General features: G+C 55.3%; 11 protein-coding genes and 2 pseudogenes. 8 read left to right on the forward strand and 5 right to left on the reverse strand.

Going from position 1 to position 19675, the window contains the following annotated elements; translation table 11 throughout:
• Window positions 1–1110 precede the first annotated feature (1110 nt).
• The 6 genes from BHAP_RS10935 (at window position 1111) to rpsI (ending at window position 7862) form a co-directional block, all read left to right on the forward strand.
• Window positions 1111–2463 carry a CapA family protein gene (locus BHAP_RS10935; protein WP_094730695.1) on the forward strand — a complete coding sequence of 451 codons (1353 nt, stop codon included), beginning with the start codon at window positions 1111–1113 and terminating at the stop codon, window positions 2461–2463.
• Window positions 2464–2552: 89 nt separating this feature from the next.
• Window positions 2553–3191, forward strand: coding sequence for an IMPACT family protein (locus BHAP_RS10940; protein WP_094730696.1), 639 nt, complete (start codon window positions 2553–2555; stop codon window positions 3189–3191).
• A 259-nt stretch (window positions 3192–3450) separates the two neighbouring features.
• Window positions 3451–4164, forward strand: a complete 714-nt coding sequence (locus BHAP_RS10945; RefSeq protein ID WP_094730706.1) for an AbrB family transcriptional regulator — start codon at window positions 3451–3453, stop codon at window positions 4162–4164.
• Between the two features lie 198 nt (window positions 4165–4362).
• Complete coding sequence (gene malQ / locus BHAP_RS10950) at window positions 4363–6525, forward strand: 4-alpha-glucanotransferase (protein ID WP_094730697.1); 2163 nt, start codon at window positions 4363–4365, stop codon at window positions 6523–6525.
• 375 nt (window positions 6526–6900) lie between these two features.
• Entirely contained in the window at window positions 6901–7350 is a 450-nt protein-coding gene (gene rplM / locus BHAP_RS10955; RefSeq protein ID WP_094730698.1) for a 50S ribosomal protein L13, read from the forward strand.
• A gap of 20 nt (window positions 7351–7370) precedes the next feature.
• Window positions 7371–7862 (forward strand): 30S ribosomal protein S9, encoded by a 492-nt coding sequence (gene rpsI, locus BHAP_RS10960; RefSeq protein ID WP_094730699.1) that lies wholly within the window; start codon window positions 7371–7373, stop codon window positions 7860–7862.
• An 812-nt stretch (window positions 7863–8674) separates the two neighbouring features.
• On the opposite strand, the pseudogene glgX reads toward rpsI, so the two are convergent.
• A pseudogene (gene glgX / locus BHAP_RS10965) lies at window positions 8675–10856 on the reverse strand (glycogen debranching protein GlgX); the annotation flags it as partial.
• 66 nt (window positions 10857–10922) lie between these two features.
• Complete coding sequence (locus BHAP_RS10970) at window positions 10923–12197, reverse strand: ROK family transcriptional regulator (protein ID WP_094730701.1); 1275 nt, start codon at window positions 12195–12197, stop codon at window positions 10923–10925.
• A gap of 407 nt (window positions 12198–12604) precedes the next feature.
• Here BHAP_RS10970 and adhE point away from each other — a divergent pair, with 407 nt between their 5' ends.
• A complete protein-coding gene (gene adhE, locus BHAP_RS10975; RefSeq protein ID WP_094730702.1) occupies window positions 12605–15337 on the forward strand; it encodes a bifunctional acetaldehyde-CoA/alcohol dehydrogenase in 2733 nt (910 codons plus the stop codon).
• A gap of 471 nt (window positions 15338–15808) precedes the next feature.
• Here the strand turns inward: adhE and budA are convergent, their stop codons facing one another.
• Both budA and BHAP_RS10985 read right to left on the reverse strand, forming a co-directional pair.
• Window positions 15809–16573 (reverse strand): acetolactate decarboxylase, encoded by a 765-nt coding sequence (gene budA / locus BHAP_RS10980; protein ID WP_094730703.1) that lies wholly within the window; start codon window positions 16571–16573, stop codon window positions 15809–15811.
• A 116-nt stretch (window positions 16574–16689) separates the two neighbouring features.
• A complete protein-coding gene (locus tag BHAP_RS10985) occupies window positions 16690–17607 on the reverse strand; it encodes a YwiC-like family protein (RefSeq protein WP_094730704.1) in 918 nt (305 codons plus the stop codon).
• Between the two features lie 397 nt (window positions 17608–18004).
• Here BHAP_RS10985 and BHAP_RS10990 point away from each other — a divergent pair, with 397 nt between their 5' ends.
• Complete coding sequence (locus BHAP_RS10990) at window positions 18005–18994, forward strand: hypothetical protein (protein WP_143248806.1); 990 nt, start codon at window positions 18005–18007, stop codon at window positions 18992–18994.
• Window positions 18995–19172: 178 nt separating this feature from the next.
• Here the strand turns inward: BHAP_RS10990 and BHAP_RS10995 are convergent.
• Window positions 19173–19675: pseudogene (locus BHAP_RS10995) on the reverse strand (IS256 family transposase); the annotation flags it as partial.

The following is a 19675-nucleotide window of genomic DNA, read 5'->3' on the forward strand; positions in this document are numbered from 1 at the left end:
CAAGCGCACCCGTGTCCGATTACCATGCCAGTGTGGACGCGTATGGCCGCATGGCTCGCGTCTGTTGGTGGACTGTTGGTTGTGCTCATTGTCGCTGCGTNNGTCGTATTCAAGCCGCAGTGACGGCGTGTCGAGTAAGAGGAAACCGTTGCGATGAGTGACGGTGAACGTTGGACGTGTGTTGTCATTGGCGTTGCTGGTGTTGGTGTTGCTGTTGCTGAAGTCGCGACTGACAACGGTTTGCGTAGCGTGATCCTCGAAATGTCCTGAATCTGACCACTCCAGTCGGATGAGTGAGTCGGACAGGACTGAGATACGCCAATGATCGCCTTGGATGATGTTGGATGAGTGTGTGACTGGCGTGAGATGGACTGGAGTTGCGCTGATGGGCGGTGTGGCTAGGGTTGTTGATGCGTGCGCGTTGGTGGTGTTGGGCGTGTTATCGGCGTGGGGGAGTGGGGTGGTCATAAGTACCTTCTGCTGAGTCGAGTTTGGTGGGTGGATGTTGTTACTGGGGTTGATATCGGGTCAACTGTGAGCCGATACGGATTATCCTAGGCGTAACGAGGCACGACAGTGTTGATTGCGAGACTGTGTCGTCCGTTCGTGTGTCATTATTCGCCGATCATTTGTCTACCGTTATATATGATCGCGTCCCCTCTAGTGCGTGGCAGAAATCGCTCGCTGAGGGCATGCTCAGTGAGCGAAAACCGCCACTGCATACTGGGCGTGGCGGAAAATGCTCGCTGACAGTACCCTCAGTGAGCGTTTTCTGCCACGCGGTACGAGTAAACGGAGCCGGAGGTACGCCCTTGTCCGTCCGTCTCCATCCCATATTGTAGCGATCTGTATGTAGACACGCAGCCAACGCGTCTTGAAATTCCGCCAAAAACGTGTGTTAACGCTCACTATGTCGAAGATCACACAGAAGATAGAGAAAAATGGTTCTGTTAAACAAAGACATATGTTTGCGGACTACTCCTCAGTCAGCGTCGCTGACAGCTCCCCTGACAAGGGGAGCCAAGGAAAGGATTAATGCCAATTCTGGCTTAACAGAGCCTAGAAAATAACAGGCTGTGAGAAGAAGCCAAGGAAGCCAAGGAAGTCGTTATGGGACACATAAAAGGATATGGACAACATGCCAATATCCCCGCGAACACTGGCATAGCACGACACTGGCGTGTGCTCGCGTCCGTTCTGCTGATCGCACTGTCTTGCTGCGTCGGTCTCGCTATCGCACACGTCACTGGTCCTGTCGCATCAGTCAATCCGTCTGCAAACGCGAACCATACTATGCAGCAGCCATCCACAATCAACAAGCCAAACGCCGCGCCGCAGCCAGTCGTCGAGCATCACGGCAACTCGCCAGACTGTCCTGACACTGATTGCATCGCACTGTTCGTCAACGGCGACCTGCTCTTCCATCCTGGACTGTGGGATAATTTTGCAGTCAACCCAACGGCTAGTGACGGGTCGGCTTACGATTTCACCAGCTTATTCGAGCCAATGCGCCCGTACATCGAAGCATCTGACATCGCAATCTGCAACTTTGAAACGCCCGTCGCCCAGCGCGGCGGCCCATACAGTGGCTATCCAGTCTTCAACATTCCACCCGAAGTTGCCGACGCAGCTGCCAAAGTCGGCTACCGCGCCTGCACGCACGCGACCAATCATTCATGGGATCAAGGAGCAGACGGTATCGCGCGCCTATGGAAAACGCTTGCGGACAACGGCATCGCGCAAACAGGTTCATACACAACTGAAGAAGAGTCCACCAAGCCTCTCGTGATCGACTCGCCAACCGGCGGTGGCAAGCTCGGTCTGATCGCCGGCACAGTCTCGCTCAACGGCCAAACTGCTGACTATGACTGGCGCGTTGACCGACTGCGCGAAAGCAGCGACCCGCATTATCAGTCCGACATTGACCGAGCAGTCGCCAAAGCCAAAGCCGCACGCGAGCAGGGCGCTGACGTCGTCGCAATGGCTATGCATTCCGTGCAAGAATATCTCGACTACGCCGACTCATGGCAGGTTACTGAAGCGCACGCGCTCGCCGATACTGGCGAGTTCGACGTGATTTTCGGCACTGGATGTCACTGCGCGCAACCTATTGAGAACTACAACGGCACGTGGATTATTTACGGACTTGGCAATGCGCTTACCGAAACCGCTGGGCCGGCCACGATCGTCAACAATCAAGGCGTTAGCGCGCGTATCCAACTCGCTGGTACGCGCGGCAAGGCTGGTTCGTGGCGTGTCACGCGCATCGACTGGACACCGAGTGCGAACGAAACGCGCGGCAAGTATCAGTGGTGCTCGCTCGCGTCTGATAAGCCGGACGGTACCTGCTGGTCAGACGCGCAAGATGCGGCGGTGCGTTCGCGTATCAACGATGTAATCTACTCGATGGGAGCGGATCGCAATATAGTGCGCGAGTGGACGATCACGGACGAACAGCGGTAAGTGCCGCGATGGCTGCGATGGCTGCCGATGTCTGTGACGGCCGCGATGTCTGCGACGTCCGCCGACCGTCGAGAGTAGGCTAAACGATCATGCACACTATCCTCAACACTGCCGACGCGCCCGCGCATGACGCGTTCGTCGAGAAAAAATCCGAGTTTATCGGCGACGCGTGCCATATTGACTCACTCGACGAGGCGCTCGCGTTTGTCGAATCGATTCGCGAGCAGCATCCTAAGTCGCGGCATGTTGCGTATGCGGCGGTATGCGGCGGTTCGGATGGTCGCATGACCGAGCGTATGAGCGATGATGGAGAGCCGTCTGGCACAGCCGGCAAGCCGATTCTCGACGTGTTGCGACAGGGTGGGCTTACTGATTGCGTAGTCGCAGTGACGCGATATTTCGGCGGTATTTTGCTGGGTTCGGGTGGTCTGATTCGCGCGTATTCGACAGGTGCTTCGATTGCGGTGAAAGCGGCTCGGCTTGCGCGTATTGTGCCGTGCCAGCGTTATACAGTGCGGCTCGAATATCCGCAACTGGCACAGTTTCAACGGTTACTTACTGATTGTGATGGACTCGCTGATGATGAGTCGTATACGGATCGCGTGACATTGCGTGCTGTAGTGCCAGCTGATCGTGCGGATACGTTCGAGTCGCGCGTTCGTGAAACGTTCAACGCGGTCGTTACGCCCGAGCGACTCGATACGGTCAACCGCCCAGTCGCGCTGTAGGCTGCGGCGCTCGGTTATCGTGCCCATGATGCGGTAAACCACCCATGATGCGGTAATTTTCACATGGTGCGGTAAACCTCCCATGATGCGGTTTTACAAAATGGTGGAATTTCGCGGTTTTTACGATTTGAGGTGCAAATCGTTTACCGCATCATGGGGATTTCACCGCACCATGTGAGGTTTACCGCATCATGGAAGGGTTGCGAGGAGGAATGACGAGGTTGAGTACGAGGGATGATGACGCGTTAAGCTGATGTTCATGAGTGAAGACCAGAAACCTGAATCGCAGCGGAGTGCCGCCGATACCGCACAATCGCAAGCTGCATCGGCGACGGCCGATACGAACGACAATCAAACGGATAATGCCGGCATTCCAGATGATTTCGAGCCGCTAACCGCCACATACGAACGATTGCGTCACTCAACTAATCCGGCTGAACTGTCTGAATTTGCGCGCCGACCTCTGCCAGATAAATCCGATCAAGCTGCGTTTTCGCGCGCCACCGCATTGCTTGAAGCGGTCGCTGGCAATCCACATACTCCTGTTGAAGATCGTATTTTTCTCGCTGAAACAATGCCGTTCCCGAACGTGCTGGTCAAACTGTCGATTGATGAGGATGCCAACGTACGCAAGGCGGTTGCTGCGAACGCTGATGATAAAAATTGGTTGGTTGGCCGTCTGACTAAGGACACGGTGCCGGAAGTACGCGACACGGCGTTGCGTAATAAGCGCACGTCGTGGAAGATGCGGCTTGAAGGCGCGCAGAATCCTGAGTTAGATGCGGATATGCTTGATTTCTTAAGTCGATTCGGTGTGGAAAGTGAGCCGAACGCGCCGGCGGTGTTGACCTCGATGGTGCGTCGCGCGGTTGCGCTCAATCCGAACACGTCGGCGGATACGTTAACTCGGCTGGCGTCAGACCCAGATCCAGTGGTGGCAAAAGCTGCCGCTAGCGTTCTGTCTTGCAAGTAGTCACAATCAATTCAGTGATTCGGCTCGACTGTCGGCACCAAAATGCCCAAATCTCGCCACTTGCCCACATCGTTCACATTGTTCACATTGTGAAATATGTCCATCTCGCGGAATCGCAAAGCTAACATTCGGTAAAGTGCGGTGATTTCGGCGTTTTGACTTGCATTACGCTCCATATGACGGCATACACTAAAGATTATGACTGAGAGAACAGAAAGCGCCGAGCGACTGGCTCGTCCGTTGATTCGCCTCGCAAAACTTGTCGGCGTGGCCACCAGCTATGTTGGCATGTCCCACGACTACCACGAGATCGAAGATGATGTCTTGGTATCGGTACTCGCGGCTCTTGGTATTGCAGCCGAAAGTGACGAAGCAATCGCCGCATCCACTCGCCGTATTCTTGACGAACGTCACGGTCGACTGATCAGTCCCACCGTGCTGCACATCGCCGGACGTCAAGATACCGCGCTTATCAATACGCCGATTTTATCCGTGCCGAAAGCATCACTTACGCTGGAAAACGGCGACGAGTACGGTCAACTTGAGGTTGGTGCGGGCGACGGTTCGCAAGCGTACATGATTAACGGCAAGTTCATCGCGACCGCGTCAGTAGTACTGCCGGCCAATCTGCCGCTCGGATATCACACGCTGCACGTCACCGTCGGTGATCGTACGCAAGATGCGACGCTGATCAGTGCTCCCGAGAAAATCGACATGCTCAACGGTATGAACGACGGTCATCTGTGGGGTTGGATGGCACAGCTGTACTCGATTCGTTCGTCCGAATCGTGGGGCGTGGGCGACTACGAGGACCTGAAAACTATGCTGGTCGAAGCCAAAGCCAAGACTGGTGCCGATTTCATCCTGATCAACCCGTTGCACGCGGCCGAGCCAGTCTCGCCGCTCACACCGTCGCCGTATCTGCCGGTATCGCGCCGTTTTGTTAACTTCACGTACATTCGGCCTGAGTCAGTCGAGGAGTACGGTCGACTGGATGCGACCGTTGCCGCGCAGGTGCAAGAATTGCACGCGCAAGTCGAACCGCTCAATGGGGACTCTCAGCTTGTCGATCGCGATGCCATGTGGCGTGCCAAGATGGGCGCACTGTGGCTGATTTTCAAGGCTGGACGCACGCCTGAGCGTCAAGCCGCGTTTGACGCGTACAAGCAAGCGCAAGGCGGCGAGCTCGAATCGTACGCGACATGGTGCTTGTGCTACGACAAGTGGGGTGCTCCGACCGGTCAGGCTGACAACTGGGAGAAGCGGTTTACCAAGGATTCTCCTGAAATCAAGGCGTTGCGCGAGCAGTATCCGGACACGCTCGACTTCTACCGTTGGCTCGAATGGATTGCGGTTGAGCAGCTCGAAGCCGCGCAGGATGCAGCGCGCAAGGCTGGCATGCGCATCGGCGTCATGTCTGATATGGCTGTAGGCGTGCACCCGCTCGGCTCTGACGTGTGGTGGAATCCGGAACGCTTCGCTAAGGGCGCGACCGTTGGCGCCCCGCCAGACATGTTCAACCAGCAGGGTCAGGACTGGAGTCAGCCTCCGTTAAGCCCGATCAACTTGGAGAACACCGGTTACCGCACGTACCGCGACATGGTGCACGGCATGTTCCGTCAGGCTGGTGCGGTGCGTATCGATCATATTCTCGGCCTGTTCCGTTTGTGGTGGATTCCGAACGGCAAGTCTGCGATTGACGGCACATACGTGCACTACGACTACAACATTATGCTCGGTATTCTTGCGCTCGAAGCGCGTCGTGCCGGTGGTGTGGTCGTTGGCGAAGATCTCGGCGTCGTTCCAGATTACGTGTCCGACGCACTGTCTGCGCACGGTATTCTCGGTTGCGCAGTCGAATGGTTCGAGCAGTTCGACGGTACGTTCCGCGCGCCAGCTGACTGGCGTCCGTATGCGCTCGCTTCGGTCAATACGCACGACTTGCCGCCGGTTGCCGGTTACCTTGAGTACGAGCACGTCAAGTTGCGTGAGCAGCTGGGATTGTTGACTGGTCCGAAGGAAGATTTCGAGAAGTCTGCTCAGGCTGAACATCGCGCGATGATGGACATGCTAGTTGCCAACGGTTATCTGGATGAGTCACTGTTGGCTGATGAGCAGGCTAACGAGTGGAAGATTATTGAGGCTCTGTATCGTGCGCTGCAGGATTCGCCGTGCAAGTTACTTGCTGCGTCGATTACTGATGCGGTCGGTGAAAAGCGCGCGCAGAATCAGCCTGGCACGAATAATGAGTATCCGAACTGGCGTATTCCGTTGGCTGACGGCAACGGTAACGTCGTTCCGCTCGATGTGCTGTTTGATAATGCGAAGTTGCAGCAGTTGACTGCGATTATGCACGGCTGATTGAGCTGATTGACTCGGCTCATGTGTGTGGGCATAGGATGTTCATAGAGAAGTCTGATTTGGACTTTCTGTGAACAGTCTGTGCCCACATTTCATTGTGTGATCAGCCCATGCCCACATTGTGGTGAGTATGATGGGGTTGAGTCGTGGCAACACGCCCGAGATAGTGACTGTCGTAATGTCAAGGCACGCGATATACTAGTCGATTGTTGTGTTTCCCTAAGGGGTCCTTCAAAGCGCTTTCCCACTCGCCATCGAGGACTTTCAGGGAGCCCACGGATAATGAGGTCGAAGCCTCTCGTTTTGTGTGCTCTAACCAAGTGCACGGTCGAGCAGCTGAAACCCGGAACACAATAATTGAGAAAAGGTACACCAGTGAAAACTTTCACGCCGAAGCCAGCTGATCTGACTCATGACTGGTACATCATCGACGCGACCGACATCGTCCTCGGCCGTCTGGCCTCTCAGGCCGCCATTCTGCTGCGCGGCAAGAACAAGCCGACGTATGCGCCGCACGCCGATTCCGGCAACCACGTCATCATCATCAACGCCGACAAGATCGCTCTGACCGGCAACAAGATGGGCAAGGAACTGTACGCACACTCCGGTCGTCCGGGTGGTCTGCGTCGCGATTCCTACGCCGAGCTGCTTGCTCACAAGCCGGAGCGCATCATTCAGGCTGCCATCAAGGGCATGCTGCCGAAGAACCGTCTGTCCAAGGTGCAGCTGGATCGTCTCCACATCTTCCGTGGCGCCGAGCACCTGCACACCGCGCAGAAGCCGCAGGTTTTCGAGATCACTCAGGTCTCGCAGCAGGCTAAGTGAACCGAAGGGAGATAAGAATCATGGCTGAAAACACCAACGACTCCGCGGTTCAGGAAACCGAAGAGGAGCTCACCTCGTACACCACCGAGACCAACGCTGGCGCTGGCACCGGCACTTCTGCGATCGCTCCGGGCTACGGCACCGGCCGTCGTAAGGAAGCTGTCGCCCGCGTGCGTCTGATCCCGGGCACCGGTAAGTGGACCGTCAACGGCCGCACCTTGGAAGAGTACTTCCCGTCCAAGCTGCAGCAGCGTGAGGTCAACTCTCCGATCGTTCTGCTCAAGCTCGAAGGCAAGTTCGACGTTGTCGTCCTCGTTGACGGCGGCGGCACCACTGGCCAGGCTGGCGCTATTCGCCTCGGCGTGGCTCGTGCGCTGAACGCCATCGATCGTGATGCGAACCGCGCTACCCTGAAGAAGGCCGGCATGCTGACCCGCGACGCCCGCGTCGTCGAGCGCAAGAAGGCTGGTCTGCACAAGGCTCGTCGCGCTCCGCAGTTCTCGAAGCGTTAAGCCTTACCGCAGGTTTGGCAAGGCCCCGTACCATTTCGGTGCGGGGCCTTGTTGTGTTTGGGCGTGGCTCCCTTTGCCGGAGGAGCTGTCAGCGTAGCTGACTGAGGGGTAGTTATACGGGTTGGACGTTCCCCTCAGGGGAGCCGTTCTAAAACCCCGTTTTCTGTGATATTCCGGCGGACACTTGACCGTTCTCCGCCGGAATATCACAGAAAACAGTCCTTAAGTGTGACATTGCGGCGGAGATATGCCATCCATCCGCCGGAATATCACATTTAGAACCGGATTTTTGTGATATTTCGGCGGACGATGGGTGTTCTACTGAACCCGACGCATGACGCTGATACTGAGCGCGGGAATAGTCCACAGATCGGCGTCGTACGGTTCATCAGATGATGGAACGGTATCGGATGAGCTTCCGCCATCAGCCTGATCATTCACATTGGCTGCGCCGTTAACTGTGCAATCGCTGGTATGAGAGACATCACCAGTGGTAACACTGGCATCGGCGGTAGCACCATCACCGCTATCTCCAGCATTCCCACCATCACTCGTTACTGCCGTCCCCGCAGCCGGCGCCTCACCACCCGGCGCCTCACCAGCCACCGTCGCCTCGCGCGGCGCGTCCAACTTTGCCTGCCGCGCCAACTCGGCTTGCACCACCTCAACCAGTTCGTGAATTGGATCATCCTCATCCACGGCCACAGTCCAGTTCGTATTGCGATACTTATGTGCGTCCAGCCGCTCAGTGCACAATCCGCGACCAGGTCGCACGCCGCACACCACGCCGGAACTCCACTCGCATCGCCACTCGCAATCAGACGGTAGCCGGAACGACGTATCTCGATCCACACCGTTGATCACGATCAGCACATCCATCTCATTCGCCGACAACAATCGCATAGCAAACGAACGCACACTCGTATCAAACCAGTCACTATCCATCGGCGTCGTGCCATCCGGCAGATACCATTGCACGCGACTCGACGGCCGGAATAATCCGAGCTGCGTAAGACGCGTGAAAAACTCTTCGTGATGATATAAATCAAGCGACTTACGGATAGCAATCAGTCGAGAAACCGTCTCCAAACGGCGCATTTCCGGCGTTTTCTTGGTCTGATACAGCCAATCCCAGTCCAGCCACGTAATGTCGTTGTCTTGCGAATACGCGTTGTTGTTGCCGTGCTGCGTGTTGCGGAACTCATCACCGGCGAGCATCATCGGTGTGCCGAGCGAGAGCATCAGTGTACCGAGCATATTCATGGCCGCGCGTTCACGATTGCGCTCGATTACCGGATCATTGGTCGGTCCTTCCACACCGAAATTCACGGAATGATTCGTGTTAGAACCATCCATATTATTCTCACCGTTATTCTCGTTGTGTTTAGACACGTAACGCGTCAAATCGGTGAGCGTAAACCCGTCGTGACAGGCCACGTAGTTGATTGACGACACACAGCCGCGGCCCGGATCGGTTGCGAACAAATCAGCCGATCCGCACAAGCGAGTCGCCATTTCCTGCATCCCGATACTGCCTGTGGCGCCAGACTGCGTGTCGGTTAGCCAGAAGCGACGTACCGTATCGCGGAATCGATCATTCCACTCACTGAACGGCATACCAAAACCGCCAGTACGCCAACCTTGCGGGCCGAGATCCCACGGTTCCATAATGAGTTTGAGATTGCCGAGCAACAGGTCGGAACGCAGCGCATACAGGAACGGGTGATGCTTGGTGAAATCGCCGTCGAGCCGAGCTAGCGACGCCGCCAAATCGAAGCGGAATCCGTCAATGCCAATGCGTTTCGCCCAGTATCGCAATGAATCAACCGCAAACGTCACGACATGCGTGTTCGTGAAATCGAACGTATTGCCGCAACCGGTGGTGTCTTCAAGCCGGCCAACATTATTTTTCTGCCGCCGATAATACGAAATCGGGTCAAAACCACGCCAACACACGGTTGGCCCTTCAACGCCGCCTTCGCACGTATGGTTGTACACCACGTCCATAATGACCTCGAAACCGGCCTCGTGCAATGCGTTGACCATCGCGATAACCTCGTCACGCACCGCGCCGGCACCTTTCGCACGAGCGTCCGCAGTTGCGTAGGATGGCTCGGGGGAGAAGTAGCTCAGCGTCGAATATCCCCAGTAATTATGCCGTCCGCGCTCTTGCAAGAACAGTTCGTCTTGCTTGGCTTGAATCGGTAGTAACTCAATCGATGTGACGCCGAGCCCTTGTAAATACGCGAGTGTGATCGGATGCGCAAGACCCGCGTACGTGCCGCGCAATTCCGGTGGCAACCACGGCGCGTTTTGCGTGAATCCTTTCACATGCAGCTCGTACAGCACGGTTTTACTCCACGGCACATGCGGATGCAGCGGATCGCCGTCGTGTTTCGTGGTGTCGCGGTCGTCGATGGCGACAGACAACGGCACTTTACCGAGCGCGTCCACGGTACTCATCTCACCGAATGCAGAACCACGCACTTTGTGATCCTCGCCGATTTCGCATCGATACGAAAACGCGGCCGGATCGAGTTCCATACGGCCGTCAATACCCTTGCCGTACGGGTCGAGCAGCAGTTTGTACGGGTTGAATCGCAGACCATGCTTGGGGTCCCACGCACCATCCGCGCGATACGCGTAGCGCATGCCGTCCCACGCCTTGGGCAGATGCACATACCACAGTCCGTAGTTCGGACCTTCCATACGGAACAACGTTTCGCGCACGTACATCGATTCAATAATGCGCGTGCACACTGCATGTTCGTGAATTTCCTTGACAAACGGCATAGGAGAGTCGTCGAAAATACGAATCGCACCGTTGAAGAACTTGGTTGGCTGATCAACTGGTTCGTAAACGCACAGCCATATTTGGTCGGCGGTTTCCGAACGGACGACAGCGTCGGCGCCGCCGTCCTCGGTGAAGTAGAGTCCCGGCCTCGTTGCGTAACGATGCGGTATCGCATACCGCTCAGGAATTGCGTTCTTCATACACTCATTGTAGATGTGTTGTGTGAAGTGGCGATATTGCGGCGGTTATTGGGCCGGTTGCGGCGGTTATTGAGCCGATTGTGACGGCGCGTTGACTACTCGCTCGCCAGTCAACTGCGTAAGATACCGCGTGACGAATGGCAGTGCGGCACCGGTCAGATGCTGGCGGTCGTCGGCTCGCGCTGTGCGTAACGTAAACTGCGGCTGCGCTGTGTCGTCACGGTGCGTACCGTCATTGTGCGTACCGTGATAGGTCGACAGCGCGGACCGTGCGATCACGCGACGCGTCAGTTCAGCGATATCGTGATGATCGAGATACTGTGCAGCCTCGCCGCCGATAATGACATCACCAGCCACGATTGATCGCGCGTTAACGATCGCTTGCGCCACGTAATCGAGCCACTGATTCATGCGCTCGCGATGATGCGTTTCGCCTTGCTCAAGCACGCTGAAAAAGCCCGGAATACTTTCGTAATCTTCAGGTAGCGTTTGCGGCGAACAGTATGCGGCCATGCAGCCGCGTCGCCCGCACTGACATTCGCGACCGTCTGGTACGAGAGTCATGTGTTCGATCGCACCGTTGCGATGTGGTATGGTCGAGGCGGCGTGCTGTGGCTGATGCAGTTGTCCGTTAATGATCAGCGATCCGCTGGGCACGCGGTCGAGATAGATGCAGATTGCGTCGCTGATGGTCGGATCGAACCAGGCTTCTGCGGATGCTGCGGCGTCCGCAGGGTGGATGAGAGCGTACGGATAGTGGACAGTTTGGATGGTCTGAGTGAGATTGAGCGGGGCGACTGGCTGACGATCGTCGTGGACACACAGGCCGATGCCTAATACGGTGGTTACGTTTGTCGCGGTTGCGGCGGTGTTGGTTGAGGCCGCAGTTACGGCGGCATTGTCAACTGCATGACGCGCGCTGACGTTGCTGACGTTGCCGATAACTTGTGTGGCAAAGTCGTTTGCAATAGTACTGATTCGCTGCCAATACGCGGTGTCGCCTCGCCAAGGCAGTGTGCGGTTGAAATCGGCGACGGTTTCTCCGTAGAGATTGATTGCGCGTAGCGTGGCGGTGGTCGGTGTCGTTGCGATGCCGATTGCAAGACGATGATTACGGTTGAATATGATCGTGCGCGCTTGCCGTCCACCTGTGGACTTGAGTAGCGGGCCGGGTGCGATGATGCCGGACGCGGCAAGCTCGCGTATATGCTGTGTGATAGTGGGCATGCTGAGATTGAGCTCGCGCGCGATCTGTTGTTTCGTGGCTTGACGATGCGTGTATAAGTAACGGATGATGGTGCGCTGCGCTTGTGTTGTGGATTGTGTTGTGGTCAACGTCATTGTCGGCCTTTCTGTTTGACTCTTTTTGCTGCTGGCAAGTGCAGGTCGCGCTCACTTTATGAAAATCATTTTACATATCTTGACTATGTATGACTACTTTTAGAAAGCTACTTTTATAAAGTAAGCCAGCGAGTGTGTGCATTCATTTGTGAGAAGGACGGAAAAAGTGAACAATATATGGCGTATAAGCGGTTTTTGTGACCAAATTATCATGAAATGATCGCATAATACACAAAAAGAGAACAAAATCAAACGCAAAACGCCGCTAATGATGTGCGTGTGCGATGCTCTACGCAGTCCGCTACATTGTGACGTAGGCCACATTGTGGCGACCTATTATGCCTGTCACGAGACTGGCATGATGTCGTCAATGTGGCGAGCATACCCGTACAAGTCAAGGAGGATTCATGGCAGACGCACAGCAGGCCGAGACCCCTACTAAGCCGACCCCTGAGGAAAAGCAGGCGGCAGCACAGGCCGAAGTTGATGCTCTTGTTACCAAAGGTCTGAAAGCTCTCACCGAGTTTGAAAAGCTTGACCAAGCTCAAGTAGATCGCATCGTTGCGAAAGCGTCCATTGCCGCACTGAACAAGCATCTCGTGCTGGCAAAGATGGCTGTTGACGAAACTGGCCGTGGTCTTGTCGAAGATAAAGCCACCAAGAACATCTTCGCATGCGAGCACGTCACCAACTATCTGGCTGGACAGAAAACCGTTGGTATCATCCGCGAAGACGACGTCATGGGCATCGATGAAATCGCTGAACCGGTTGGTGTAGTCGCTGGTGTAACCCCGGTTACGAACCCGACGTCCACCACTATTTTCAAGTCGTTGATCGCTCTCAAAACTCGCTGCCCGATCATCTTTGGCTTCCACCCGTTTGCGCAGAAGTGCTCTGCGGAAGCGGCTCGCATCGTGCGTGACGCGGCGATCGAAGCTGGCGCTCCGGCCGACTGCATCCAGTGGATCGAACACCCGTCCATCGAAGCGACCGGTGCGCTCATGAAGCACGACGGCATCGCCACGATTCTCGCCACCGGTGGTCCGGGCATGGTCAAGGCTGCGTACTCGTCCGGCAAGCCGGCCCTCGGTGTGGGCGCTGGTAACGCGCCGGCCTACGTCGACGCTGACGTGGACGTTGTGCGTGCAGCGAACGATCTGATCCTGTCTAAGCATTTCGATTACGGCATGATCTGCGCAACTGAACAGGCCATCATCGCCCACAAGGATGTCTACGAGCCGCTCGTCAAGGAACTCAAGCGTCGCAAGGCATACTTCGTCAACGACGAAGAAAAAGCCAAGCTCGAACAGTACATGTTCGGCTGCACCGCATTCTCCGGCGGCACTCCGAAGCTCAACTCTGTGGTGCCGGGCAAATCCCCGCAGTTCATCGCCAAGGCTGCCGGTTTTGAAATCCCTGCCGACGCAACCATCATCGCCGCCGAGTGCTCCGAAGTCTCCGATAACGAGCCACTCACGCACGAAAAGCTCGCCCCGGTTCACGCCGTACTCAAGGCCGACTCTAAGGAACAGGCGTTTGAGATGTGTGAGGCCATGCTGAAGCTCGGTGCTGGTCACACCGCCGCCATTCACACCAACAACGAAGCGCTCGTGCGCGAGTACGGTCTGCGTATGCACGCTTGCCGTATCATCTGGAATTCCCCGAGCTCGCTCGGCGGTGTCGGCGATATCTACAACGCCATCGCTCCATCGCTGACCTTGGGCTGCGGCTCATACGGTGGCAACTCGGTGTCCGGCAACGTTCAGGCCGTCAACCTGCTCAACATTAAGCGCATCGCTCGGAGGAACAACAATATGCAGTGGTTCAAGATCCCGGCCAAGACCTACTTCGAGCCGAACGCGATCAAGTATCTGCGCGATATGTACGGCATCGAAAAGGCCGTTATCGTGTGCGATAAGGTCATGGAACAGCTCGGTATCGTCGATAAGGTTATCGATCAGCTGCGTGCACGTTCCAACCGTGTCACGTTCCGTATCATCGACTATGTTGAGCCGGAGCCGAGCGTGGAGACTGTCGAGCGCGGCGCGGAAATGATGCGCGAAGAGTTCGAGCCGGACACGATTATCGCAGTCGGCGGTGGCTCGCCGATGGATGCGGCCAAGATCATGTGGCTGCTGTACGAGCACCCGGAAATCAGCTTCTCTGATGTGCGCGAGAAGTTCTTCGATATCCGCAAGCGCGCGTTCAAGATTCCGCCGCTGGGCAAGAAAGCCAAGCTCGTGTGCATCCCGACGTCGTCCGGTACCGGCTCGGAAGTCACGCCGTTCGCAGTGATCACCGATCACAAGACCGGCTACAAGTATCCGATCACCGACTACGCGCTCACGCCGTCCGTCGCAATCGTCGACCCGGTGCTTGCTCGTACGCAGCCGCGTAAGCTCGCTTCCGACGCTGGTTTTGACGCGCTGACCCACAGCTTTGAGGCGTACGTGTCCGTCTATGCGAACGATTTCACCGACGGTATGGCACTGCACGCGGCCAAGCTGATCTGGGACAACCTCGCCGAGTCCGTCAACGGAGAGCCGGGCCTTGAGAAAACCAAGGCCCAGGAGAAGATGCACAATGCGGCCACAATGGCTGGTATGGCGTTCGGTTCTGCGTTCCTCGGCATGTGCCACGGTATGGCGCACACGATCGGCGCGCTGTGCCACGTTGCTCACGGTCGTACCAACTCGATTCTGCTGCCGTACGTGATTCGTTACAACGGTCAGGTGCCGGAAGAACCGACGAGCTGGCCGAAGTACAACAAGTACATTGCTGACGAGCGTTACCGTGATATCGCGATCAACCTTGGTATTGACCCGGGTAAGACCCCGGCTGAGGCTGTCGAGAATCTGGCTCGCGCTGTCGAGGATTACCGCGATAACAAGCTCGGCATGAACAAGAGCTTCCAAGATTGCGGTGTGGATGAGGATTACTTCTGGAGCGTGCTCGATCAGATCGGCATGCGCGCCTACGAAGACCAGTGTGCTCCGGCGAACCCGCGCATTCCGCAGATCGAGGACATGAAGGATATCGCGATCGCCGCATACTACGGTGTGCCGCAGGCTGAGGGACATCGCATCCGCGTCGAGCGCGAAGGTGTAGACGCCACGGAGGAAGCCTCCGAGCGCATCTAACCTTGTAAGGTTCAGGGGTTCGTTCATCATCGCGATGGGCGAACCCCTTTTTTATGTTGCGCATGATCGCTGAGCGGATGCGCGTGCAGCTGCATTGTGTATGCGCGTTGTAAGCGGCGTTATATGTGGGTTTATATGCGGTGGGTATATGATGCTGGCGTGGTTGTGGGTGTGATGTGGGTATATGGGGTGTGTGGTGTGTGGGTATGCGGAGCTATAGGAACTGTTGTGGTTCGGTGCGTGGCAGAAAACGCTCGCTGACGGGGTCGTCAGTGAGCGTTTTCCGCCATTCGTATTGCTGCGTGGCGGTTTTTGCTCGCTCAGACCACCTTCAGTGAGCATCCATATAGTGCGTGGCGGTTTTTGCTCACTGATGGGGTTCTCAGTGAGTGTTTTTGCCATCGCGTGAGTGAGCACGACATCGAAGAGAATAATGCAAATCAATATGACCGGCGCACCAGCCGAGCGCCGTTACTTTTTCGTATCGCCCTCGGCGCTAGTGATCGCCTCGGCAATCGGATCGTGGCTGAAATCGTGAGCCCGGTATTGTGGATCATCAACCGGCAAATGCTGCACCAACGTATCGAATACTTGGCTGTAAATCTTGCCGTGATCGAGTACCGCGTCAAGCACATGCCCGCCAAACGTATGATCATCCGATAAGAAATGCTCATGAAATCCAGCAACCGCAGCACCATGGAACATCACTGGTGAAAAATAGCCGAGCATCGTGCCACTCACATCGTGCCGTAAGAACATCGCCTGTCGGTCAGCAACCTCCACCAGCGTTGGGTACGGAGCCTGCTGTTTGATCACCGCGCGCGTTTTCATAAAACTGAACGTGCCGCGCACGATCACCGAAAAGAACGTGTTCGCGCGGCCGTTCGCCTCGACAATACGGTCGTTCAACTCTTTGAGTCCAATATCGCGCCGCTCGCACTGATATTGAAACGCAGCATGATGTACGTTGGCGAATGGCATGGTGAAATCATCTGGCACACGCTCAGCCTTGCCATTGCTGCCAACCTTGTATGCCACACCGTCGAGGATAATAAGCTCGCCGTCGAGTCCTTCGCCGGTACCGATACCGGTGTCACCATGTGTGAGCAGCTCGCCGATTGTTGTGGTGCCTTCTAGTAGCCCCGGGACAAGCAAAGCGAGCGTGCCATGCTGGTACAACTGGTTCGCGTGATGCGCCGTGATGGGTTTGATTTGAGATCCGCGCGATGATGTCACGATTCACACGATAGGGGCTGTGGCTGAAGCTGGTCAATAGTCGTATCGTATCGTGTGATTACCGTGACGCGAATCACAGTCGGTTGTTCGCTTGTGTGACGCGGTCGAGTTGCGTGTCAGAGTATTACGATCACGGTTACGAAAATCAGCAAACTTGAAACCATCTCAACCATGCCAGTGACGATCGGCTTGATAGTACGCCGTCGTGCAAGTATCGGCAGTGCGATTGCGCGAGCCAGTAGCCACAGGTTCGTGACGATTACTGGTATCGCTGTTATCCACCCGAGACTGAAGAGACTAGCCAGTATTGCAATGCCGAATAGCACGGCGTGCCATAACCATGATGCCCATTGATAGGTACGGTTACCACGTTCACGAATCATAGTTTTGACGAAAAGTACTGAACCGAACTGTTCGAGTGCGAACATAACGCTTGCGATGATGCCAATGGCAGGCAGCGCCAGCGGTGACCACCATGTCGCGATAGTTGGCAGGTGGCGGGCAAACTGGTCAAACTCGGCGCGAGCATGAGCGAGACATGCTGCTATTTGGGGTGCGCATGATATTTGCGGACCTGCGAACGAAATGATGATGGTGGTCATGATGCAGGCGGCGACGATCGCTACCGCGTTGCCCCATAACGATCGTTCACGTCGCAGCCATGCCGCTGCAAACGATGCTGCAGCGAGCACAATATATAGTGGCGCCCAGCGCAGAATGCCGGGGTGGATAATGACGAACGGTAGTCCGACAAGCGCGAGTAATACTGTATATATAAGGACTGGTGGCGCGTAGCGACGTGCATAGTGAGACTTCATCCAGCGAGCGGCGGTGAATTGTACGCAATAGCACAGTATCCATGCCGCGAGTAGCCACAGCGTCGTGATATTCGCACCGCCGATGATGACGCCGGCGATTGAGGGCAAGAGTGCCATTGCCCATGCACCGGGTTGATCGGGAATCCAGTCATGTGCGCTTGTGACACGGCGCTGCAACTGTTTGATGGCGGACTGAGACGGCTGGTGTGAAGTCATACAGGCCACTGTAAAGGATGCGCGGCGAGACTCGCCATGATCAGTTTTTATGGGATTGCCATATTGAGCCTGAGCTGTTCTATTTGTGGGCATAGACTGATCATTGGCCGTTATAGATTGTGGGTGTGGACTGTTCACGAACTGGCAATGTGGGTGTGGACTGTTCACGAAAAGGTCGATTTGATCCTTTTCATGAACAGTATGCACCCACAGTAGATGGGAATGGTCAGTTGATGCCCACATTCTATGAACTCGAAATAGGGTCAATGGGGATAACTGGTATGACATATCCACAAAAAATGTGGATAGACACGCCGACTGTGGATAACTCAGTACCATTCGACCACATACCTCGAAAACAGCATGCTGACATTACATAATCGGGTATGGTCGGCGCATGAGATGTAATAAAGAACTCGAGCAGCGTTGCCTCGATGCACAGCAGCAACGAATATGTATATGGAGCAGATCAGATGCAGAATGCCATTTATTTCAAAGGCATCGCAAGGCAGGTGATTTGCTGCGCGTATTTGGTAGGTTACACGCCAATACAGTGTATTGGTCACACTTAAGCCGTATCGAACAGTACCAACACATCGTTCGGTCGTTATCTGTGTTGCATTCGCAATGGGTGTTTTGTGATGCAACGGCTGCAATTATGCAAGGCATTGATGAAGCAACTCGTCATATGAATAATGTGCATATTGTTACTACTCGCGAACGCCATGTGCATAATTACGGGCATATTCTTCATCACTATATTCGTGATGATGCATATGAAATGGTAGATGGCGTAAAGGTCACACCGTTGGATCGAACGATATTTGATTGTGCTCGTCATCAATCATTTCCAGACGGATTAGCAGTGATTGAATCGGTATTACGACAAGGACTACGCACAAGTGCTCAACTGGAAATTATATTTCAAGAATATGCTGGACGACATCGTAAACATGCGCTACGTGCAGTTACTTGTGCATCGGGCCGAACTGAGAACGGCGGTGAGGCATATGCGCTGGGTGTGATGTTAGAGTCGAAATTCGTTATGCCGGTTGTTCAGGAAGAATTTATTGATCCATTGGGTTCTGGACGTATTGATCGAGTGGATTTTGCATGGCATACCGATACTGGTCGGCTGATTGTGGCTGAGCTTGATGGGCGTGTGAAGTATACAGACCCCACGATGTTTATTAATGGCAGTCTGTCAGACACAATTATTGAAGAAAAAGAGCGGGAAGAACGTCTTCGCATGCGTGCGGATGAGGTAGTTCGATTTTCATTTGCTGAAGCGTATCGTAGGACTCCATTAATTATGAAATTAGAACGGGCGGGTGTACCTCGAACTGATACGCCGTTCTGGGAACGGACATCTGTGGGCATCGGCTGATCGTTGCTTTGAATGGTTGTGGGTATGGGCTGTTCATTCAAACGATGGTGTGGGTATGGACTGTTCATAAAAAGGTCGATTTGATTCTTTTTATGAACAGTCCATGCCCACAATCGTTATTAATGGTCAGTGAACATCCACATTTTGGGGTTATAGGCCAAAATGTGTGTCTGGTGGTCTAGTCGTTGGATGGCCATTCGACCCGGGTGTGGAAGTCGTTCCAGTCGATGCCGGTGCCGTGGTGCATGGGGATGCCGAACGTCTCGTATCGGCCCTGCGGGCTGTTCTCCCATGCCTTCTGGTAGAGGCTCTCCAGCCGTTCGTCCGTGATCGCGTTCGTCGCCAGCCATGCGTCCGTCTCGGGGTGTTCGGCGTGCTGGTGGCACCACCAGCAGATCGCCTTCAGTTGCCGGATCAGGCGCAGTCCGCGGTGATGGCGCAGCATGTCCCGGATTCGTCCGTTCCATGATTCGATGAGGTTGTTCGTGGATGGTATCGTTCCGTTCTCCGTCAGGTCCTCGTCGAGGAACGTGAACAGGTGCCCCTCGCGGATGCGTCCGCGGATCATGCGCTTGGCCTTGACGAGTCTTTGGTGCATGTCGTTCACGCTGCCGTCGGCGTATTCGCTTTTCTCGTCGAGGAAACCCGCGAAGTCCTGCTCCCACTGGTTGTAGGAGGCCA

The organism is Bifidobacterium hapali (assembly GCF_002259755.1).
Lineage (GTDB): Bacteria > Actinomycetota > Actinomycetes > Actinomycetales > Bifidobacteriaceae > Bifidobacterium > Bifidobacterium hapali.

Coding starts and splice junctions, on each gene's coding strand:
- BHAP_RS10985 (WP_094730704.1), bottom strand. CDS start 17,607: ATGACTTCACACCAGCCGTCTCAGTCCGCCATCAAACAGTTGCAGCGC.
- BHAP_RS10945 (WP_094730706.1), top strand. CDS start 3,451: ATGAGTGAAGACCAGAAACCTGAATCGCAGCGGAGTGCCGCCGATACC.
- malQ (WP_094730697.1), top strand. CDS start 4,363: ATGACTGAGAGAACAGAAAGCGCCGAGCGACTGGCTCGTCCGTTGATT.
- adhE (WP_094730702.1), top strand. CDS start 12,605: ATGGCAGACGCACAGCAGGCCGAGACCCCTACTAAGCCGACCCCTGAG.
- BHAP_RS10970 (WP_094730701.1), bottom strand. CDS start 12,197: ATGACGTTGACCACAACACAATCCACAACACAAGCGCAGCGCACCATC.
- rpsI (WP_094730699.1), top strand. CDS start 7,371: ATGGCTGAAAACACCAACGACTCCGCGGTTCAGGAAACCGAAGAGGAG.
- BHAP_RS10990 (WP_143248806.1), top strand. CDS start 18,005: ATGAGATGTAATAAAGAACTCGAGCAGCGTTGCCTCGATGCACAGCAG.
- BHAP_RS10935 (WP_094730695.1), top strand. CDS start 1,111: ATGGGACACATAAAAGGATATGGACAACATGCCAATATCCCCGCGAAC.
- BHAP_RS10940 (WP_094730696.1), top strand. CDS start 2,553: ATGCACACTATCCTCAACACTGCCGACGCGCCCGCGCATGACGCGTTC.